Origin of the sequence: Bacillus sp. FJAT-29790 (assembly GCF_019039215.1) — a bacterium.
GTDB lineage: Bacteria > Bacillota > Bacilli > Bacillales > Cytobacillaceae > Cytobacillus.
In genome coordinates this window covers 314,384-333,064 of record NZ_JAHNZZ010000001.1, presented here as the reverse complement: position 1 = coordinate 333,064, position 18,681 = coordinate 314,384, and the positions used below count along the sequence as shown (strand labels likewise).

At 37.9% G+C, this 18,681-nt stretch carries 16 protein-coding genes; 4 read left to right on the top strand and 12 right to left on the bottom strand.

Annotation, left to right across the window (positions count from 1 at the left end):
• Nucleotides 1-259: 259 nt before the first annotated feature.
• The 6 genes from ctaG to cyoE form a co-directional block, all read right to left on the bottom strand.
• The gene (gene ctaG / locus BGM26_RS01615; protein WP_217037976.1) at nt 260-1,162 is read right to left on the bottom strand and encodes a cytochrome c oxidase assembly factor CtaG; all 903 of its coding nucleotides are present in this window, start codon (nt 1,160-1,162) and stop codon (nt 260-262) included.
• A 114-nt stretch (nt 1,163-1,276) separates the two neighbouring features.
• On the bottom strand, nt 1,277-1,612 hold the full coding sequence (gene ctaF / locus BGM26_RS01610; RefSeq protein ID WP_217037975.1) for a cytochrome c oxidase subunit IVB: 336 nt from the start codon (nt 1,610-1,612) through the stop codon (nt 1,277-1,279).
• Nucleotides 1,613-1,616: 4 nt separating this feature from the next.
• On the bottom strand, nt 1,617-2,246 hold the full coding sequence (locus BGM26_RS01605; protein ID WP_217037974.1) for a cytochrome (ubi)quinol oxidase subunit III: 630 nt from the start codon (nt 2,244-2,246) through the stop codon (nt 1,617-1,619).
• On the bottom strand, nt 2,246-4,126 hold the full coding sequence (gene ctaD / locus BGM26_RS01600) for a cytochrome c oxidase subunit I (protein ID WP_483297766.1): 1,881 nt from the start codon (nt 4,124-4,126) through the stop codon (nt 2,246-2,248). The genes BGM26_RS01605 and ctaD overlap by 1 nt, the downstream gene beginning before the upstream one ends.
• Nucleotides 4,127-4,157: 31 nt before the next feature.
• Nucleotides 4,158-5,228, bottom strand: a complete 1,071-nt coding sequence (coxB, locus tag BGM26_RS01595; protein WP_217037973.1) for a cytochrome c oxidase subunit II — start codon at nt 5,226-5,228, stop codon at nt 4,158-4,160.
• 283 nt (nt 5,229-5,511) lie between these two features.
• Complete coding sequence (cyoE, locus tag BGM26_RS01590; protein WP_217037972.1) at nt 5,512-6,450, bottom strand: heme o synthase; 939 nt, start codon at nt 6,448-6,450, stop codon at nt 5,512-5,514.
• Nucleotides 6,451-7,126: 676 nt separating this feature from the next.
• Between cyoE and BGM26_RS01585 the strand changes: the two genes are divergently transcribed.
• Complete coding sequence (locus BGM26_RS01585; protein WP_217037971.1) at nt 7,127-8,098, top strand: COX15/CtaA family protein; 972 nt, start codon at nt 7,127-7,129, stop codon at nt 8,096-8,098.
• A 61-nt stretch (nt 8,099-8,159) separates the two neighbouring features.
• Here BGM26_RS01585 and pyc read toward each other — a convergent pair whose 3' ends face one another.
• The 4 genes from pyc to glsA form a co-directional block, all read right to left on the bottom strand.
• Nucleotides 8,160-11,600 (bottom strand): pyruvate carboxylase, encoded by a 3,441-nt coding sequence (pyc, locus tag BGM26_RS01580; protein WP_217037970.1) that lies wholly within the window; start codon nt 11,598-11,600, stop codon nt 8,160-8,162.
• Nucleotides 11,601-11,763: 163 nt separating this feature from the next.
• Nucleotides 11,764-12,972, bottom strand: coding sequence for an FtsW/RodA/SpoVE family cell cycle protein (locus tag BGM26_RS01575; RefSeq protein ID WP_217037969.1), 1,209 nt, complete (start codon nt 12,970-12,972; stop codon nt 11,764-11,766).
• Between the two features lie 246 nt (nt 12,973-13,218).
• Nucleotides 13,219-13,500, bottom strand: coding sequence for an Fpa/YlaN family protein (locus tag BGM26_RS01570; RefSeq protein ID WP_217037968.1), 282 nt, complete (start codon nt 13,498-13,500; stop codon nt 13,219-13,221).
• A 214-nt stretch (nt 13,501-13,714) separates the two neighbouring features.
• A complete protein-coding gene (glsA, locus tag BGM26_RS01565; protein WP_217037967.1) occupies nt 13,715-14,644 on the bottom strand; it encodes a glutaminase A in 930 nt (309 codons plus the stop codon).
• Nucleotides 14,645-15,029: 385 nt separating this feature from the next.
• Here glsA and BGM26_RS01560 point away from each other — a divergent pair, with 385 nt between their 5' ends.
• On the top strand, nt 15,030-15,527 hold the full coding sequence (locus BGM26_RS01560) for a molybdopterin-binding protein (RefSeq protein WP_217037966.1): 498 nt from the start codon (nt 15,030-15,032) through the stop codon (nt 15,525-15,527).
• 79 nt (nt 15,528-15,606) lie between these two features.
• Here BGM26_RS01560 and BGM26_RS01555 read toward each other — a convergent pair whose 3' ends face one another.
• Nucleotides 15,607-16,935 (bottom strand): PhoH family protein, encoded by a 1,329-nt coding sequence (locus BGM26_RS01555; RefSeq protein WP_217037965.1) that lies wholly within the window; start codon nt 16,933-16,935, stop codon nt 15,607-15,609.
• A 153-nt stretch (nt 16,936-17,088) separates the two neighbouring features.
• Between BGM26_RS01555 and BGM26_RS01550 the strand changes: the two genes are divergently transcribed.
• The gene (locus tag BGM26_RS01550) at nt 17,089-17,688 is read left to right on the top strand and encodes a YhcN/YlaJ family sporulation lipoprotein (RefSeq protein WP_367949257.1); all 600 of its coding nucleotides are present in this window, start codon (nt 17,089-17,091) and stop codon (nt 17,686-17,688) included.
• An 89-nt stretch (nt 17,689-17,777) separates the two neighbouring features.
• Here BGM26_RS01550 and BGM26_RS01545 read toward each other — a convergent pair whose 3' ends face one another.
• A complete protein-coding gene (locus BGM26_RS01545) occupies nt 17,778-18,233 on the bottom strand; it encodes a pyridoxamine 5'-phosphate oxidase family protein (RefSeq protein WP_217037964.1) in 456 nt (151 codons plus the stop codon).
• A gap of 223 nt (nt 18,234-18,456) precedes the next feature.
• Here BGM26_RS01545 and BGM26_RS01540 point away from each other — a divergent pair, with 223 nt between their 5' ends.
• A complete protein-coding gene (locus BGM26_RS01540) occupies nt 18,457-18,657 on the top strand; it encodes a YlaI family protein (protein ID WP_217040593.1) in 201 nt (66 codons plus the stop codon).
• The last annotated feature ends 24 nt before the right edge of the window (nt 18,658-18,681 follow it).

Here is an 18,681-nt window from a genome sequence, read left to right as displayed (position 1 = left end):
AATGACTCCCTCTCCGCACTTTTATATCATATTTTTCCACACTATTCCAATCAGTTAGAATAGCCCGCCACGCCAATAAAAAGCGTACATAGTTAATACTCTAGAGTATAACTCATTTCTCAACAAACAAAGGCCATTTTTCTCAAAAGTTCCTTAAATGTTCATATATTAAATAAAAAATTGTGATATTTTATATAGCTTTACACAACTAAACTACCTTTAGATATGAAAACCCCATCCAAAGAATGGGGATAAAGTTTCACTCAACAGGCTGAGGGTTTAATTGATGTTGCTTGTCAATTTCATTTTCTTCTTGTTCTTTCCGATACCAGTTGTAGAAAATCTGCGCCAAAACGACACCGTAAACAATCTCCTGAATAATCTTCATGATCACTCCACCAAGCTGCTGATCATCAATTAAAGACAATGAGCTAAACATTTCGGGGCCGCTCAAGTTTAAGCCTGCAAGCATGCCTGCAGGAACACAAAGTTCCAGTGATTTCGCCCACGCCTTTGGGTCAGAAAACGAAGCATACATCGGTTCAGAAGCAAAGATAATTAACGCACATGCAGGCAGCAGCAAGGCACTAGCAGCGAAAATATACCCTACTTTCTTAAGTCCATTTAATGCTTGATGCTCATCAAGTCGATTTATTAATGGCCACCAAAATAGAATTGCTAGTAAAAATAACAAGCTTGAATAAGCAGCATGTATGAGAATATTAGTCTTAACTAAATCAAATACAAAAGGAACATGATAGATCGAGAATACACCATTAAATAAAAGCAAAGCAACTATAGGCTTTGTCATAAATGTAAAAACGGCATTAAAAACCTTTTTATTTAGAAGTGTACGCCAAATCCATGGTGGAATGCCCCAAATAATAAATTGTGGAATGATTAAACAAAGAAAAGCCATTTGAATCATATGTGCATAAAACATGAGGTGACCCATTAAATCAATCGGTGATCCTTTAATGATATATAACAGGATGATTGCCAACGAAAAATTAATCGCTTGCCCCTTTGTTAACGCCTCACTTTTTGAAAACCTATTTCTATATTTAATAGTTACAAGAAAATAACCTATTAAAACAAGCGTTAAGATGACAAAAAAGTATGGGCTCCATAACGCTCGAAAACCGAAGATTTGAATTGCCATTGTATATCACCCCTTAATCATTCATGAGCAGAAACTACTAGAAATAATTTCACATTATTAAAACTATTCTGCGTACGCAAAAAGAAAACCGGCTGAGCCGATTTTCTTTCTTTTTTACCACCAAATAATTGTTATATAGCAAAGAATTGTTATAAACCCAATAAACATTCCAGAATACATGAAGATTTTAGGTCCCTCATGCCCCTCATTGCTCATGTGCATAAAATAATACAATTGAAAAATCACTTGAACACCCGCAAGGATTAAGATAAATGGAACAATAAACCATGCAGAAAATCCTTCATATCCTACTGCAACAAAAGCAACTAAAGTCAAGAAAATCATCAATGCAAATGAGATGACATGGTGTTTCATTTCTTCAGCATTCTTTTTAAGTCGATATTCAATGTCTACTCGAGGGTTACCTGAGTTTAATTGTTCATTTGTCATCAGTTTATCCCACCATTCCCATTAAATATACTACTGTAAAAATAAATACCCAAACAACATCGATAAAATGCCAGTAGAGGCTTGCCACATAATATTTAGGCGCATTATAAAGGCTTAAGCCTCTTTTGTTGTTTCGAATAATTAATGCTGTAATCCATACTAATCCGAAGGCAACGTGGGCACCATGAAAGCCAACTAGCGTATAGAATGCTGACCCGAAGGCACTACTTGTAAAAGTATGGTCGTATGCGTGTACGTAATGATTGAACTCATAAATTTCTAGACCTAAGAAAGCCAGACCAAGGAGAACTGTAATGCCCAACCAAAGCTGCATTTTCTTAAAGTTAAAGTTTTTCATATGGTACATCGCATACACGCTTGTTAAGGAGCTCGTTAAAAGAATCATTGTCATAGCAAAAACAAGTGGAATCTCAAACAAGTCCTTCGCTAATTTCATATCGGTACTTGGAACTGAATCTTTTAATGCAAGATAGGTTGCGAAGAGAGAGGCGAAAAGCACCGTCTCTCCTCCTAGGAATAACCAAAAGCCTAAAAATTTATTCTTGCCCTCAAGGGTTTGTTTTTCAGGCGACGCAGGCCATTTTTCAATCGTCATTTTTTCTTCCGCGTGCATTATGCCTTAACCCCCTTCTGATCATCATCATCATCCATTAATTCCTCTTTATGAATATGATATCCATGGTCGTCTTTCAATGAACGCGCCATCATCGAACCAAACGTAAACAAAAGACCGAAAATCAATACTGGGATGCCCCATGTATTTCCTTCATCTGCATGATGCATTACTCCGAAGGCAGCAATGAAAAGACCGAGCGAGATCAGAAACGGAATGAATGAATTGTTTGGCATATGGATGTCGCCAAGTGGCTCTGCTGGTGACATTCCTTTTTTACCTTCCATTTTTTCAATCCAGTACGGATCCAAACCACGTACAAGCGGTAGTTGCTTGAAGTTATAATATGGTGGTGGTGAAGACATAGCCCATTCGAGTGTACGTCCGTCTCCCCATGGATCATTTCCTACTTTTACATTTTTCACACTTGTAATAATGATGTTAAATAATAATACAATCGTTGCTGCTGCCATGAAGAAAGCACCAATCGAACTAATAAAGTTTCCAGTTTCAAGTCCCTGTCCTGGAAGGAATGTAAATATACGTCGAGGCATACCCATTAATCCAAGGAAGTGCTGGATAAAGAATGTTAAATGGAATCCAATAAAGAATAACCAAAATGTGATTTTTCCAAGTGCTTCATTTAACATAGTTCCAAACATTTTTGGCCAGTAGAAATGTGTACCTGCCAATAGAGCGAATACTACTCCACCTACGATTACATAGTGGAAGTGAGCAACAACGAAATACGTGTCATGGTACTGGTAATCCGCAGCAGCGGCTCCAAGCATTACCCCTGTTACTCCACCCATTAAGAAAGAAGGAATGAACGCAGTCGCATAAAGCATTGGCGTTGTAAATTGAATACTTCCGCCCCACATTGTGAATAACCAGTTAAAGATTTTAATTCCCGTCGGTACTGCAATCGCCATTGTTGCGACGGCAAAAATAGCATTAGCTACTGGACCTAATCCAGTTGTAAACATATGGTGAGCCCAAACCATGAATCCTAAAAAGCCGATTAAGACAGTTGCGAAAACCATGGAAGAATAACCGAATAAGCGCTTTTTTGAGAAAACTGGAATGATCTCAGAGAAAATACCGAAAGCTGGTAAGATGAGTATATATACTTCCGGGTGTCCAAATATCCAGAAGAAATGCTCCCAAATTATTGTATTTCCTCCCATTGATGCATCAAAGAAGTTAGCACCGAACATACGGTCAAAAATCATTAAGAATATGCTAACTGTTAATGGCGGGAAAGCAAATAGAATGAGAGAAGATGCAACGAATGTTGTCCATGTAAACAATGGCATCCGCATAAATGTCATTCCAGGGGCACGCATGTTTATAATTGTTACAAGGAAGTTTATTCCTCCCATTAACGTACCAAACCCAGAAATCTGTAATCCCAGTGCATAAAAATCAATTCCATGACCTTTGGATGCAATTGATAATGAAGCATAAGATGTCCATCCAGCATCAGGAGCCCCTCCCATAAACCAAGAAAGGTTTAGGAAAACTCCCCCAAAGAAAAACAACCAAAATCCTAATGAATTAATAAAAGGAAATGCAACGTCACGGGCACCGATTTGCAGTGGCATAACGGCATTCATAAAACCAAGTAAAAGCGGCATAGCTGCCAAAAAAATCATCGTTGTTCCGTGCATTGTAAGTATTTCATTAAAGAAACCAGCACTTACAAAGTCGTTATTAGGTTTTAAAAGCTGAATACGGATAATCATCGCTTCTATTCCACCAAGGATAAAGAAGAATCCACCAGCTATAAGATAAAGGTGTGCAATTTTCTTATGGTCTACTGTAGTAAGATAATCCCAAAGAGTTGCTGCAAATCCTTTTTTTTGAGCAATGGTACTCACAATTTTACCTCCCTTTTAAACAAGTTCGCTACTACTCCTGAACTTTTAAGCCCATTAAGTATGCAGTTAAAGCATCTAATTGGTCTGGCGTTAATTCACCATAAGTACCAGTCATTTTATTGCCTGGTTTAAATGTTTCAGGATCAGCTAGCCATTTCTTCAAGTTTTCATCTGTGTGTTCTAAATAACCTGCGATATGATTACGTTCTCCAAAGTTTGTTAAGTTTGGAGCTAATCTTGCGGCTTCAGGTGTTGTATTTGCTGGAGTGACTGCGTGACAGCCAATACAGCTTTGGTTAAATATTTCCTGACCTTGTACTGCTAAATCTGATGTAGCTAGCATTGGTTCTTTAACCTTTTGCATATCGTTAACCCATACATCAAAATTCGCACGTGAAATCGCTTTAACCTTAAAGTCCATTAATGCATGGGATGGTCCGCAAAGCTCAGCACATTTCCCATAAAATAAATTATCAACTTCATCAGCCTTTTTACCATTGAACTCTAACCAAAACTTATTAACGTTTTCCGTGTTATTATCCAATTTGCCTCCAATTGCTGGTATCCAGAAAGAGTGCTTAACATCGGAAGCGATTAGGTTAAAATAAACTTTTTCATCCGTAGGAACAACAAGTTCCTGACTTGTAACGATCTCTTCATTTGGATATTCAAATTCCCACCAATAAAGATTCGCACGGACATTAACAACAAGTGCATCTGTTTTGCCATCTTCATTTTTCAATTCCATTGGAGAAACATCAGCCAAATGAAAAGTAGCTTTAACAGTAGGAATTGCCAAAACAAAGACTAATAAAATTGGAATTACTGTCCAGATGATTTCCAAAGTGTGATTTCCTTCTACTTGCTTCGGAATCCTATCGTCTTTACGACGGAATTTAACCAAAACAATAACAAAAATCACAGCTACTACTGCAATTACCCCTACCATGACTGCAGTACTTAAAACCATTAAATCAAATTGTGTTTGTGCAACTTCGCCGGCCGGTTGTAACGTAGATAGGTACGGTTTACCACAGGCGGAAAGAATGAGCGTTAGAATCGCGAATAAGGATACTAGGCGCCACTTTGCAAGCCTTTTCATAGCTTAATCAAACCCCTCTTTCGTAAAAATTTCTGTTTGAATTGTTTGATCGAAAAAATTATAAATAAATTCTTTCTATAATATAGGAATAGAAAGAAATTCCTAACAAAACCAAGTTGAACACTGAATGCCATCTATGTATATTAAGAGGTGGCATAATAAAAACATCGGAATTGGGAGGTACAGCAAAGCATCGTTGTCTTTTGAGATAATGTCATCTTCGTCTTTTAGACAGTGATTTTATTACCCAATCGAATCATAATGAGCTTTATTTCTCCCTTTTTTATATAAGTGTGATAATTACCATAGCTACAAACATAATAGTCAGATATTGTAGTGAGTATACAAACATTAATTTTGCCCATTTAATATCATCATTAAACTTTCTTGCATATATTCCTGTTGCAATCCAGCCAATATTAAGTACAGATGCAAGAATAAGGAATGGCAAGCCTAGTGCAGGGAGCAAGAATGGAAGAGGAAGCAATGCAGCTACCCAAGCATAAATGGAAATTTTCGTTCTTTTAAATCCTTTAACAACAGGCAACATCGGAACATTCGCTGCCCGATATTCTTCAACCCTTCGCATGGCAAGCGCGTAAAAATGTGGCGGCTGCCATACAAACATAATTAAGAATAGAGCCCAAGGCATCATACCAAGATTAGCATCAACTGCTGCCCATCCGATTAATGGCGGTACAGCACCAGAAATACTTCCGATAATGGTATTCGATACATACCTGCGCTTTGACCACATCGTATATAGAACGATATAACTGAACACACCCACTAAACCAATGATGGCTGCGGTGGCAGTTGTAAACATTAGAAAGAGCGTACCTGCCCCAATAAATAAAAAACCAAGAATTGCAACTTTTGCCGGATTGACTTTACCTGTTACAGTCGGCCTGCTCTTTGTTCTTTCCATAAAAGGATCAATATCGCGATCGATATAGTTATTAAGAGCACATGAACCTGCAATAATTAATGAAGAACCGATTAAAGTATAAAACACAATATCCAAGTTATTCAAAAAGCCTTTTCCTGTAAAATGGAGTGCCAGCCATAATCCTGTAAACGTTGTAATTAGATTTGAATTAACGATACCAATTTTTATGAGTGCCAAAAAGTCCTTCCACACAGTTGATTTTGGAACATCGTTTTGCAGGCTTCGATCACTGTTTTCTATTCCAGTGTCTATGAAAGCCCTCGAGTTAGACATATTTTCTTCCTCCTTTATCCCTTATCGCAAATAAGCCTATATCATTACAACTACTATAAAGCATTCTAGCTTACATTACTATATTTGCAATAAAAAACGAAGGGTTCTTCCCCAATTGGTATGGGAATAATAGTTTTCTACTATTGTTAATGTAAAAAAGCTGTTAATTATATATGTAGAAAAACAAACCTTCCTCTGTATATTAAATCACACTTTTGTACTTTTTTGTGTATAATTTTTGACTAAAATATGACTAATTTGTGTCAATGTGATTATTCAGTTAAAATAATGTTGTTTTTTTGCCATAATATAATAGCAAAGTATTTTGGTTAATGAAATTTTGAGTTAACGTTAATATCCTGATAGATTATGTTACTTCACATCTATATATTTTATGCTTGTCTGCCTAAAAAGACTCGTTATTACTATAAACACAGTGATAAATAGTATAATCATTGTGGAGAAATGACTAATCGCCTAGTAAACGTTAAACTGAAATTTCTTCTATTCCAATAGAACGCTCGTTATTCCACTGGGAAATTACACGAAATGCTGTTCTTTTCTTCACAATTCCGATATGATAGTTACGGAAATCCTTTCAATTTATTATTTCTTTCACTATGCAAAGGTTTATATAAGACAAATTTACGAACTATTTAAAAGAAGGTGAAATACTTTGAAGCGATCATTAAAATGGTTCGCCGTTTTAACAACAGTTGGAATGCTGTTGATTTTATTGGGTGGAGCCCTTGTGACAAAAACCGACTCGGGCATGGGATGCGGAAGATCTTGGCCCCTTTGTAACGGAGAGTTGGTACCGACAGATATTACACCCGAACTAATTATCGAGCTAGCCCATAGGGTAGTATCTGGTGGAGTAGGTATGATGGTGCTCATTCTTTCCATTTGGACTTGGCGTTCAATCGGCCATATTCGGGAAACGAAATTTCTATCATTAACGTCTTTCTTTTTCCTTCTGCTTCAAGGTTTAATCGGAGCAGCTGCCGTCAAATGGGGACAATCTGATTTTGTTCTTGCCCTTCATTTCGGAATTTCTCTCATTTCGTTTGCCACTGTATTACTGCTTACTCTGCTTATTTTTGAAGTCGACAAGAAATTTGAAGCGGAGAACATTGTTCTAGATAGTAAAATGCAGAAGCATATTATCGGAGTTTCATTATATAGTTATATCGTCGTCTATACTGGTGCTTTAGTTCGACATGTGAAGGCAAGCTTAGTCTGCCGTGATTGGCCTTTTTGTATAAATGGCTCATTTACGCTACCGACTAACATGTATGAATGGGTACAAATGGGGCATCGCGCTGCTGCGGGACTCATTTTTATTTGGATCGGTTATATTACCATTATCGCAATCAAGCAATATAAAGACCAAAAGGTCATTTACTGGGGTTGGATTATTTCCTTTATCCTCGTATCCCTTCAGGTTGCTGCCGGTGCACTCGTTGTTATCTCAAAACTAAATCTTTATATCGCACTGGCTCATGCTTTTTTCATCTCCTGTTTATTCGGGGTTTTAAGTTATTTTATTTTATTATCATCACGAAGCAAGAAAAACGCACTGGCGCTTGAGGAACTTGAAAGAAAAGATGATAAAGCTGTTGCCTCGCCTCCAGTCACCATCCATTAAAGTTTTCGTTATGAAAAAAAGAGCTACAGCAAAGGCTGTAGCTCTTTTTGGTTCATTCAGCCTATTTTGTTAGTTCTACTAAAAGATCACCAGTTTGTATCGCTTCACCATTTTTCACATATAAATCTTTAACAATTCCGGAAAATGGAGCTTGTACAGTTGTTTCCATTTTCATGGCTTCAGTAATCATTAAATGATCACCTTTTTCGACCTTTTCCCCTTTTTCCACTAGAAGCTTAACAACTGTTCCAGGCATTGTTGCCCCAATATGGCTTTCACTATGAGGGTCAGCCTTTACTTTTGAGGCTACCGTCGCTTTAATGCTTTCATCTTTTATAACTACTTCCCTTGGCTGTCCATTTAATTCAAAATAAACAACCCTATTTCCGTCAGCTTGCGGCTGGCCAATTGAGACTAGCTTGACAATCAAAGTTTTTCCAGTTTCAATTTCTACTTCTATTTCCTCACCAAGTCTCATTCCAAAAAGGAATGTAGGCGTATCTAAGACAGAAATATCACCGAATTGCTCAAACGTTTTTATATAATCCATAAACACTTTAGGGTATAGGGCATAAGCAAGTTTATCAAAGCTTGTCACTTGTCTTCCAAGTTCGTTGAATAGCTTTTCACTCAACCCTTCAAAATCAACATCTTCTAATAATTCACCTGGACGAACAGTGATTGGTTCTTTATTTTTGAGAATGACTTTTTGGAGTTCTTTCGGAAATCCGCCATATGGCTGTCCGAGATAGCCTTCAAAAAGTTCAACTACGGAATCCGGAAAATCAAGAGAGTTCCCCTTGCTTATTACATCTTCTTCGGTTAATTGGTTTTGCACCATATATAGAGCCATGTCACCTACGACTTTTGAAGACGGCGTTACCTTGACGATATCCCCAAACATTTGATTCACCCGGGAATACATCTCTTTTACATCATCCCACTTTTCCCCGAGTCCGACTCCCTTTGCTTGTTGTTGAAGATTGCTATATTGTCCGCCAGGCATTTCGTGCTGATAAACTTCTGAATGCGGGGACATCATGCCGCTCTCGAAATCTTGGTAGTATTTTCGGACATCTTCCCAATAATAAGATAACTGTTCTAGTGCATGGATATTGACATTCGGTTTCCGGTCAGTTCCCTCTAATGCATAGTAAAGGGAATTGGCACTTGGCTGTGATGTTAAACCAGCCATTGAACTTAACGCTACATCAACGATATCCACTCCTGCCTCAATCGCTTTTGCATAAGTGTAAATACCATTTCCGCTCGTATCATGTGTATGAAGGTGGATCGGAATATCAATCGTTTCTTTAAGCTCTGAAATTAATCGATACGCTGCTTGTGGCTTAAGGAGTCCAGCCATGTCTTTAATCCCTAAAATATGAGCTCCTTGGTTTTCAAGTTCTTTTGCTAAATTTTTATAATAATTTAGATCATACTTTGTTTTGGCAGGATCGGAAATGTCACCTGTATAGCAAATGGCTGCTTCAGCGATTTTACCCGTTTGACGGACAGCATCAATGGCAACTTCCATCCCTTTAACCCAGTTTAAACTATCGAAGATTCGGAAAACATCAATTCCCGCTTGGGCAGACTTTTCAACAAATTCTCGAATCACATTATCAGGATAGTTTTTATAACCAACTGCATTTGATGCCCTTAAAAGCATTTGGAAAAGCACGTTTGGCATTTTTTCTCTTAAGGTAAGTAATCTTTCCCATGGATCCTCTTTCAAAAAGCGGTAGGCTACATCAAATGTTGCTCCACCCCACATTTCAAATGAGAACATCTCAGGAAGCAGTTTTGCAGTTGGCTCAGCAATATGCTTAATGTCATTTGTTCTTACGCGGGTTGCCAGCAGCGATTGATGAGCATCACGGAATGTCGTATCTGTGAGCAATACTTCTTTCTGGTCTTTCACCCATTTTACAAGACCATCAGCTCCATATTGATCAAGAATTTGCTTTGTTCCACTCTGATATTCCTGATTATATTTCAATTTCGGGGCCCTTGGCTCATCAAAAACAGGTCTTTTTTTCTTCTCAACTCCAGGAAATCCGTTTACTGTAACATTGGCGATATAGGTGAGCATTTTGGTTCCACGGTCTTTCCGTTTTGAAAATAAGAAGAGTTCAGGTGTTTGATCTATGAATGATGTATCGTATTCACCGCTAATGAACTTTTCATGTTTCACGACATTTTCTAGAAAAGGAATATTCGTTTTTATTCCTCTAATTCGAAACTCTTGAAGATTCCGAACCATTTTTGCAGCCGCTTGTTCAAATGTCATCGCCTGTGTCGATAATTTTACAAGTAGTGAATCATAATATGGCGTAATCACAGCTCCTTGGAAGCCATTTCCGGCGTCAAGACGAACACCAAAACCGCCGCCTGAACGATAAGCCATAATTTTCCCTGTATCTGGCATGAAGTTATTCAAAGGATCTTCAGTCGTGACACGGGATTGAATCGCATACCCGTTAATATGGATATTTTCCTGAGATGGAATCCCAACTTTATCACCGTGCAAAGGATGTCCTTCTGCAACTTGAATTTGCGTTTGAACAATATCAATACCCGTAATCATCTCGGTTATTGTATGTTCAACTTGAATGCGCGGATTTACTTCAATGAAATAAAACTCTTCACCTGAAACTAAAAATTCAACAGTCCCCGCATTTAAGTAGTCTACATTTTTCATCAGTCTTACAGCAGCCTCACAAATTTCCTGTCTCTGTCTTTCTGTTAACGAGACGCTTGGTGCCACTTCGACTACTTTTTGATGACGGCGCTGAACTGAACAGTCCCGGTCAAAGAGATGAATGATATTTCCATGTTTATCACCGATAATTTGAACCTCTATATGCTTAGGTTTCTGGATAAACTTCTCTACATATACTTCATCACTTCCAAAAGCTGCTTTCGCTTCTGATCTTGCTCTATCATATGATTCCTTTACTTCATCAAGATTATTGACGATTCTCATTCCTCTGCCGCCGCCGCCAAGTGAAGCTTTAATAATGATTGGGAAGCCATGACTTTTTCCAAAGGCTATTACATCTTCCAAGCCTGTAATTGGACCGTCGCTTCCTGGAATAACAGGAATATTAGCCAGTTGCGCCTGAGTTCTTGCTTTAACTTTATCACCAAACATATCTAAATGCCGGGATTCAGGTCCAATAAATATGATCCCTTCTTCTTCACAGCGTCTCGCAAAATGAATATTTTCTGCTAAAAATCCATAGCCCGGATGGATGGCATCGACATCACTGCTTTTGGCAATTTCTATAATACCCTCGATATCTAAATAGGCATCGATCGGTTTTTTTCCTTCGCCCGTTAAATAGGCTTCATCCGCTTTATACCTGTGAAAAGAACCAGAATCTTCTTTCGAGTAAATAGCAACTGTTCGAATATTCAGTTCCGTACAAGCGCGAAATACTCTGATGGCAATCTCGCCTCTGTTTGCTACTAACACTTTGTTAATGCGTCGACTCAAGAATAACACCCCGTCTTTTTTATTTTTTTATTCTCGGATAACCCGATTAGCCAGACAATGATGGAATGGTTCTATAAGTCCAATTTCCGCATTTCTGGATGATGAATTAACGGGGAGAGAACTCCCCTAATTTTTATAACAAACACAGAGTGATACTCTGCGTTTATTTACGATAGTAGTATACATTTCCTGAAGGTTCTTGCACGGGATCAGGCTGTTTTTTTCCTTCTTTATGTTTATATTTTTGTTCGTAATTAACGAACATAGACACATTTACTAAAATCCCCATCGCTAGTGATAATTGCAAAAGCGATGATCCGCCGTAGCTTACGAAAGGAAGTGGTACGCCAGTCAATGGGATCACTCCTGATATTCCTGCTAGATTAATAAAGGACTGGATTCCAATCATGCTGGATACTCCGATCGCTAACAGGCTTCCAAACGGATCTTTGCATCTTAATGCGATATAATACCCTCTTAGCACGATATATGCAAGTGTAAATAGTACGAAGCAAACACCAAATGTCCCCAGTTCCTCCGCAATAACAGCCATAATAAAATCTGTATGTGCTTCAGGTAAGTATCCCAGTTTCTGAACACTTTGACCGATCCCTAACCCTTTTATTCCTCCCGAACCAATCGCGAGATAGGAATTAACAAGCTGGTAGCCAATATCCAACTCTGAAGAAAAAGGGTTTATAAATGCTTCTACCCTCGCTAGTCGAACCGGGGAGAATAATTTATTCCACATCAAAAGAGTAAATGGAATCGCAACAAGAAGACCAATCATCCCAAGCCTAAAAATATTTTTCAAGTTCATTCCCGAACAAACAACGATTGTTGCGGCAATCAAAAAAATAATCGCTGCTGTTCCAAAGTCCGGCTCAATAAAAATAAGAAAGCATGCAAGGAACAAGTAAACAAGCGGAGGCATAACCCCTTTATTAAATTCGTTAATGTATGGCTGTTTCTTCGCATAGACCGCAGATAAATAAATAATCACACTAAGTTTAACGAATTCGGAAGGCTGCACACTCCCCCCACCCACTTTTATCCAGCTTTGTGCATTCCCTGCCACATGGCCAAAAATAAAAAGGGCAAATAATCCCAATAGTGACAGGCACACCATCGGAACAAGAACTTTATTACTCTTCATAGCCTTATAGGGAAAAAATGCCATGAAGAAAAAAGCGATAGCAGACTTTACTAGATGAGTTTTTTGTTTAATGTAAAAATGGTCACTTTCAACCTTATACCATTGTACAGCGGTTACCATACTTGCACTGTAAATCATAACCAAGCCAAAAACAGCTAAAAGGACAACAGCAATAATTAAAGAATAATCATATGATTTTAGTATTTTTTTTAACATTAGAATCTTCCCTTATCTTCTACGTTTTTATTTATTCGACTAAAGCGCTAAAATATCCTGCACGGAAGAAAAGAAAGATTTTTATAAATGTAACATACTATTTAGATGTAATCCAGAATTATGTTACACTAAACAACTTAATTATGACACACAATTAAGTTGTCTTCTCCTCAGCAAAAGAAGTTCACTACTCTTTTAAAAAAAAACTCAAACAATCTAATTTAGAATGTTTGAGTTTTCATTTCTTTATTTTCTTACCGACGCTTCGTGCAAAATGGAAAGCTCTCTTTCTAATTCAGCTAAAATAGCCTTCCCTTCCGTTCCTTCGATTAAACCGAGGCGGACTGCAAAATCTATTTCACGAGACAATCCGAACATTTGCGTATCAAGCACCTCTTCATAAAGAGGACATTGAGGCATGGTAAGATTGTCCATCTGCACTTTAATTAATTTCAGTATTTTAGCAGCATCAGCCTTTAATAAAGCATTTGCTTTTTCCATGTGATCTAAGATCGTTTCAGAAGCCAATTTTCAATCCCCCCGTTTCCGAGCGATTATCTATCTATAAATTTTATACTTAAGTAAAGAAAAAAGCAAGTTTTATGAGGGAATAAGAAACATTAATAAAGGCTGTTTTCGTAAACTTTGTTGCTGCTTATCCAAAAAGAGGTTTAGTTGATTTCCGCTCCAATCAACTTCATACAAAACCTATTTAAAAACAACAATCATTTAGAAAACAGCCTTAAAAAATACTAAAATCATATTTGGCAGCTATTATCTCAAGCAACTTTTGACCAGCAATACTGTTCCCCTTGCTGTCTAGTGACGGACCAAATATGCCAATACCATATTTTTCAGGTACGACGCCAAGAATTCCTCCTGAAACACCGCTTTTCGCTGGAATCCCAACTTTAATGGCAAATTCTCCGGATGCATTATACATTCCACAAGTGACCATAAAGGTTTTACAAATCCGGGCGATATGAGAAGGAATGAGCCTTTCTCCTGTTTTAGGGTCTAATCCGTTTAATGCGAATACAGCTCCTATCCTAGCTAAATCAAAGCAATTCATTTCGATTGCACATTGCCGGGTATATAGCTGCATTAATTCCTCAATATCTCCTTCGATCACATTATGCTGTTTCATAAAATAACAAAGCGCCCTATTAAGCATCGCTGTTTCTAGTTCCGATTGTGCGACTTCCTCGTCAAAGTTTATTTCCTTGTCATTGGCAAGCATTTGAACAAAGCTCATGATGCGCTCCCACTTTTCAGCAAGGTTTTCCCCTTGAATCATATTCGTTACAGCAAGTGCACCTGCATTAATCATTGGGTTTAGCGGCTTAGAAGGAATGGAAGTTTCGAGCTTTGAGATCGAGTTAAAAGGATCCCCTGTCGGCTCCATACCCACTTTTCCGAAAACATAGTCAACCCCTCTATCCTGAAGTGCCAAGGCCAGGATCAATACCTTTGAGATACTTTGCAGCGTAAATTTCTTTGTGTAATCCCCTGCATATAAACAGGTTTGATTTATATCAAAAATAGCGACTGCAAGGTCACTCTTATTTTTCTTTGCTAATGCCGGAATATAATCCGCAACATTACCTTCCTTTGCAAGGAAACGGACCTCATTTACAATTTGCTGTAAATCTTCATTTGAGTTGCATTTCAAAAACTTCTCCTCCTTTTTCAATAAGCACGAATGTTAGCAATTGCATACATCGCAGGAATAATCTGTATGTACTGAATTTCCACTTTAGCATTTCGGAAAAAATATGACAATTCTAATATTAATCTGTATACTTACCAATGTAAATAAGGTGAATCTTCTATCAGTCGGGGGTTCTCATTCCCCACTGATAGAAGATTCACCAATCACGCTCAGAATGCCACGTCCTGTGGCTTTCGCCTGACTAGGACATCCTGTCCGTCGACGGGCCTTTTCGGGCAGTTTGTTCCCCACCTTTCCTTATTCGTTTCTTCTAAGTCTCAAAGTGGGGACTTACTCCCGTTAATCTGCGATAAAACATTTTTCGGGCCTTATAAGGAGGATTATAATGGATAATATTATTTCGTTTAGCGGCAAAGTTAAATATTCGATTACGCTTGATCCTGGAGTTTGGATTTTCGATGACCGGCGCATTGATTTAAATTCGTATTTCGATTCAGCACAACAAAAAAAAGATGAACTGGAAGAATACACAAAAACCATATCAAAACACTGGGATCGGGAAATTATGGAGGGAGCTATATATCCTCCAACACTGAAAACAGAAAAAAAATACGAAAAGGAAAAAGTGCTGACAGGAACTTTTGGAATTCCTTTTAAACCTTTTCTTCAAAATGCAGAACCAGAAAAAAATGCGAGCACACTTATAATTGTCTGCGAAGAAGGCGAGATGCGTGTGCCCCTCAAAGAAGCTGAAGAATTAATTTTAGGATTCTCAAAAAACGGGAAACCATTAATTGAGGATGGCCCGGTTTATGTTTATTTTGGTGATGGACGGAATAAAGAAACCCCGATCAAAAAAGTGAAGGCTTTTAAAGTGGATTAAACCGAATAAGGGCGATGTTTTTATCGCCCTTTTGCCGCAAAAAAATGGGTAATTTGGATGGAGTGCATTTTCATGTCTGCTATAAAAGGTCAGCTGCCAATTGGGCAAGCCCTGATCTTTCTCCTTTTACAAGCTTTACATGGCCGGAAATTGTTTGATCCTTAAAACGCTCTACCACATATGTCAGCCCATTATTATAGGCATCCAAATATGGATGGTCAATTTGATCCGGATCTCCCATTAAGACAATTTTACTCCCCTCTCCTACTCGGGTAAGGATTGTTTTCACTTCATGCTTCGTCAAATTCTGGGCTTCATCAATGATAATAAATTGATCCGGTATGCTCCTGCCCCGAATATAGGTTAAGGCTTCGACCTCAATTGAGCCCATCCCTGCTAATATCGCATCCAATTCCCCTGGCTTTTTCGCATTAAATAAATACTCTAAGTTATCAAAAATAGGCTGCATCCATGGCCTTAACTTTTCTTCCTTTTCACCTGGAAGAAAGCCGAGATCCTTTCCAACAGGAACGATCGGGCGAGCAACAAGCAGTTTTTTATAATATCCAAAATCCTCTGTTTGCATTAAACCAGATGCCAACGCAATAAGGGTTTTTCCCGTACCTGCTTTTCCTGTTAATGTTACTAAAGGCAAATCCTTTCTCAATAAAAGCTCCAATGCAATTGTTTGTTGAACATTACGAGGCTTGATTCCCCAAATATGTTCGTAAGCAAAAGTGAGTTTCTTTACCTTTTTCCCCGTTTTTTCAACAACTCCAATTGCGGAAGAAGAAGATCCTAAAGCATCTTTCATCACAAGGAATTGATTTGGATAGAAGTGGTGATTTGCGACATCTTTAAGGGGCAGTTCCCCCTTTTCATAAAAACGATTTAATAAATCTAACCCAATAAAAACTTCCAAAAACCCTGTATATAAGTGATCGTTTTCAATGACACGATCACTTAGGAAATCTTCACTAAGCAAACCGATTGCATCAGCTTTTACCCTAACAAGCGCATCTTTGCTTACTAAGATGACGGTTCGTCCATTTTCTTTCGTATCTTCTTCCAGCGAAAGGTTTTTGGCTACGGCAAGAATTCGGTTGTCATTTGTTTTTTCTACAAATATATCCTGTAATTGTTGGAAGGATCGATGATTTAATTCGATTCGCAAACTTCCGCCATTTTCCAGCGGGATTTTTTCATGCAGTTTGCCTGTCTCCCTTAGGCTGTCGATCAGTCTCGATACTTGTCTTGCATTCCTGCCTATCTCGTCCATATACCTTTTCTTTGAATCAACCTCTTCTAATACGACGGCTGGAATAACCACTTCATTTTCTTCAAATGAGAAAATCGAATTTGGGTCTTGTAACAAGACGTTGGTATCTAACACATATATTCTACTCAATCCGATGCCTCCTGCTCCTCTTGGGTCATAATAAATGCCTTTTGCCAACAGTGGAACGAATAGCACTTTTGCTTAAATATATGTTTTTCCGAATAAAGATAGAAGAAATTTTACACAATAACGATAAAGAATCCTAAGGGGGCGGCTCATAACGTGAAAAAGTGGCTTTTTATGCTTATTGGAGCAGTTGTATTAACTGGTTGCGGAGTAAATAACAAGCAAGTGCAAGAAAGTCAAAATCGAAATTTAGTCCATGTCAAAAATAGTGCGATCCAGCAGACTGACAGGATAACCGGACAAGAAGTCTCGAGACACCTCGTAAGCTTAGCATCGAGTATTCCTGGTATCAATGATGCAACCGCAGTCGTTTTAGGGAGATATGCGATTGTCGGAATTGATGTAAATAAAAACCTGGATAGATCAGAAGTAGGATCCCTTAAATATTCTGTTGCCGAAAGCTTAAGAAAAGATCCATATGGGGCAAGGGCAATTGTGATAGCAGATCCTGATATGAATGCACGTTTAAGAGAAATTTCAGATGATATCCGAAACGGAAAACCAATCCAAGGGATAATGAATGAGCTTGCTGATATCGCTGGCCGGCTTATGCCTGAAGTTCCCGCAGACATCATTGAACCAAAACATAACAATGCTCCACAAGAACCTAAAAAGCAATTGAATAGCAAAGAGGATCGGGAATTAGAAAACCAGCAAGATAAACAGTCAAACTTTCAAAAGGATAGGGGTCAATAACAAAGAATGCTTCTTTCATGAAGTAATTACTTTTACCCGCAATAAAAGTTATACTTTCCTACTAGCCAATAAAAAGCTTAGTCCGGAGACTAAGCTTTTTTCATTGCATCCATAACTTGTTTATCTAAACGTGCAGCTGCTTCTTTATCGTATGTTTTGTCGTATTGTGGTTCAGTAGTTATTTTCGAACCATAGAACATAACGTCCCTTACTTCTTTAATGCTAATTTCTATAAGGGCAAGCTTTAATGGAACACCATCCATTTTCTCTACTTTTACTGTAGCTTCCCCGCCAATTGAGTATGTAGATTCGTTTGCAATCACATTAATAACAACTTTATTATTTTGATTTATGTTTTGAACAATTCGGGATCGATTATCAACAGCGAAATAGATCGTTTCCTCATTTTTTGCAAGTACCCATGATATTGCACTTACATTCGGACCACCTGATTCATGGTCAATTGTTGCCAATGTAACAAATCGTTCATGCTGCAGTTCATCATATAACGCTTTAATCAATTTTGGTTCTACCTGATTTGCCATATTATTCACTCCTTTATAGTTTCATCATAGTATGCCCGACATGAACTTTCAACCAATATACTTTATCGAAAGTTAAAAAGAAATTCGATTAGATGCAGAACATCGTATATAATAAAGCAATGACGTAAAAATATGCTCAATTATCAGCTATTGTTATTAGATGCGATAGTAATATTTATTAAAGCAGCGAGAACTGTTATTTTCTAGAATTGAGGTGTCCGAAATTAGAGTAAAATGTGTATTATGTGATAAAATTGAATCCATTGAAAATGAATCTCTTCAAGCAAAGAAGCTTCGGAACCGTCCTATTCACACATACATGTGCAAGGAATGTGAAGCAAGAATTACCGACAAAACACAAAAAAGAATGGAAACAGGCCACTTTAAACTGTACCAGAGTAAAAAACAGGAAGAAGACTGGTAAAAAGAAAAGCGCAAGGTGCCCGCT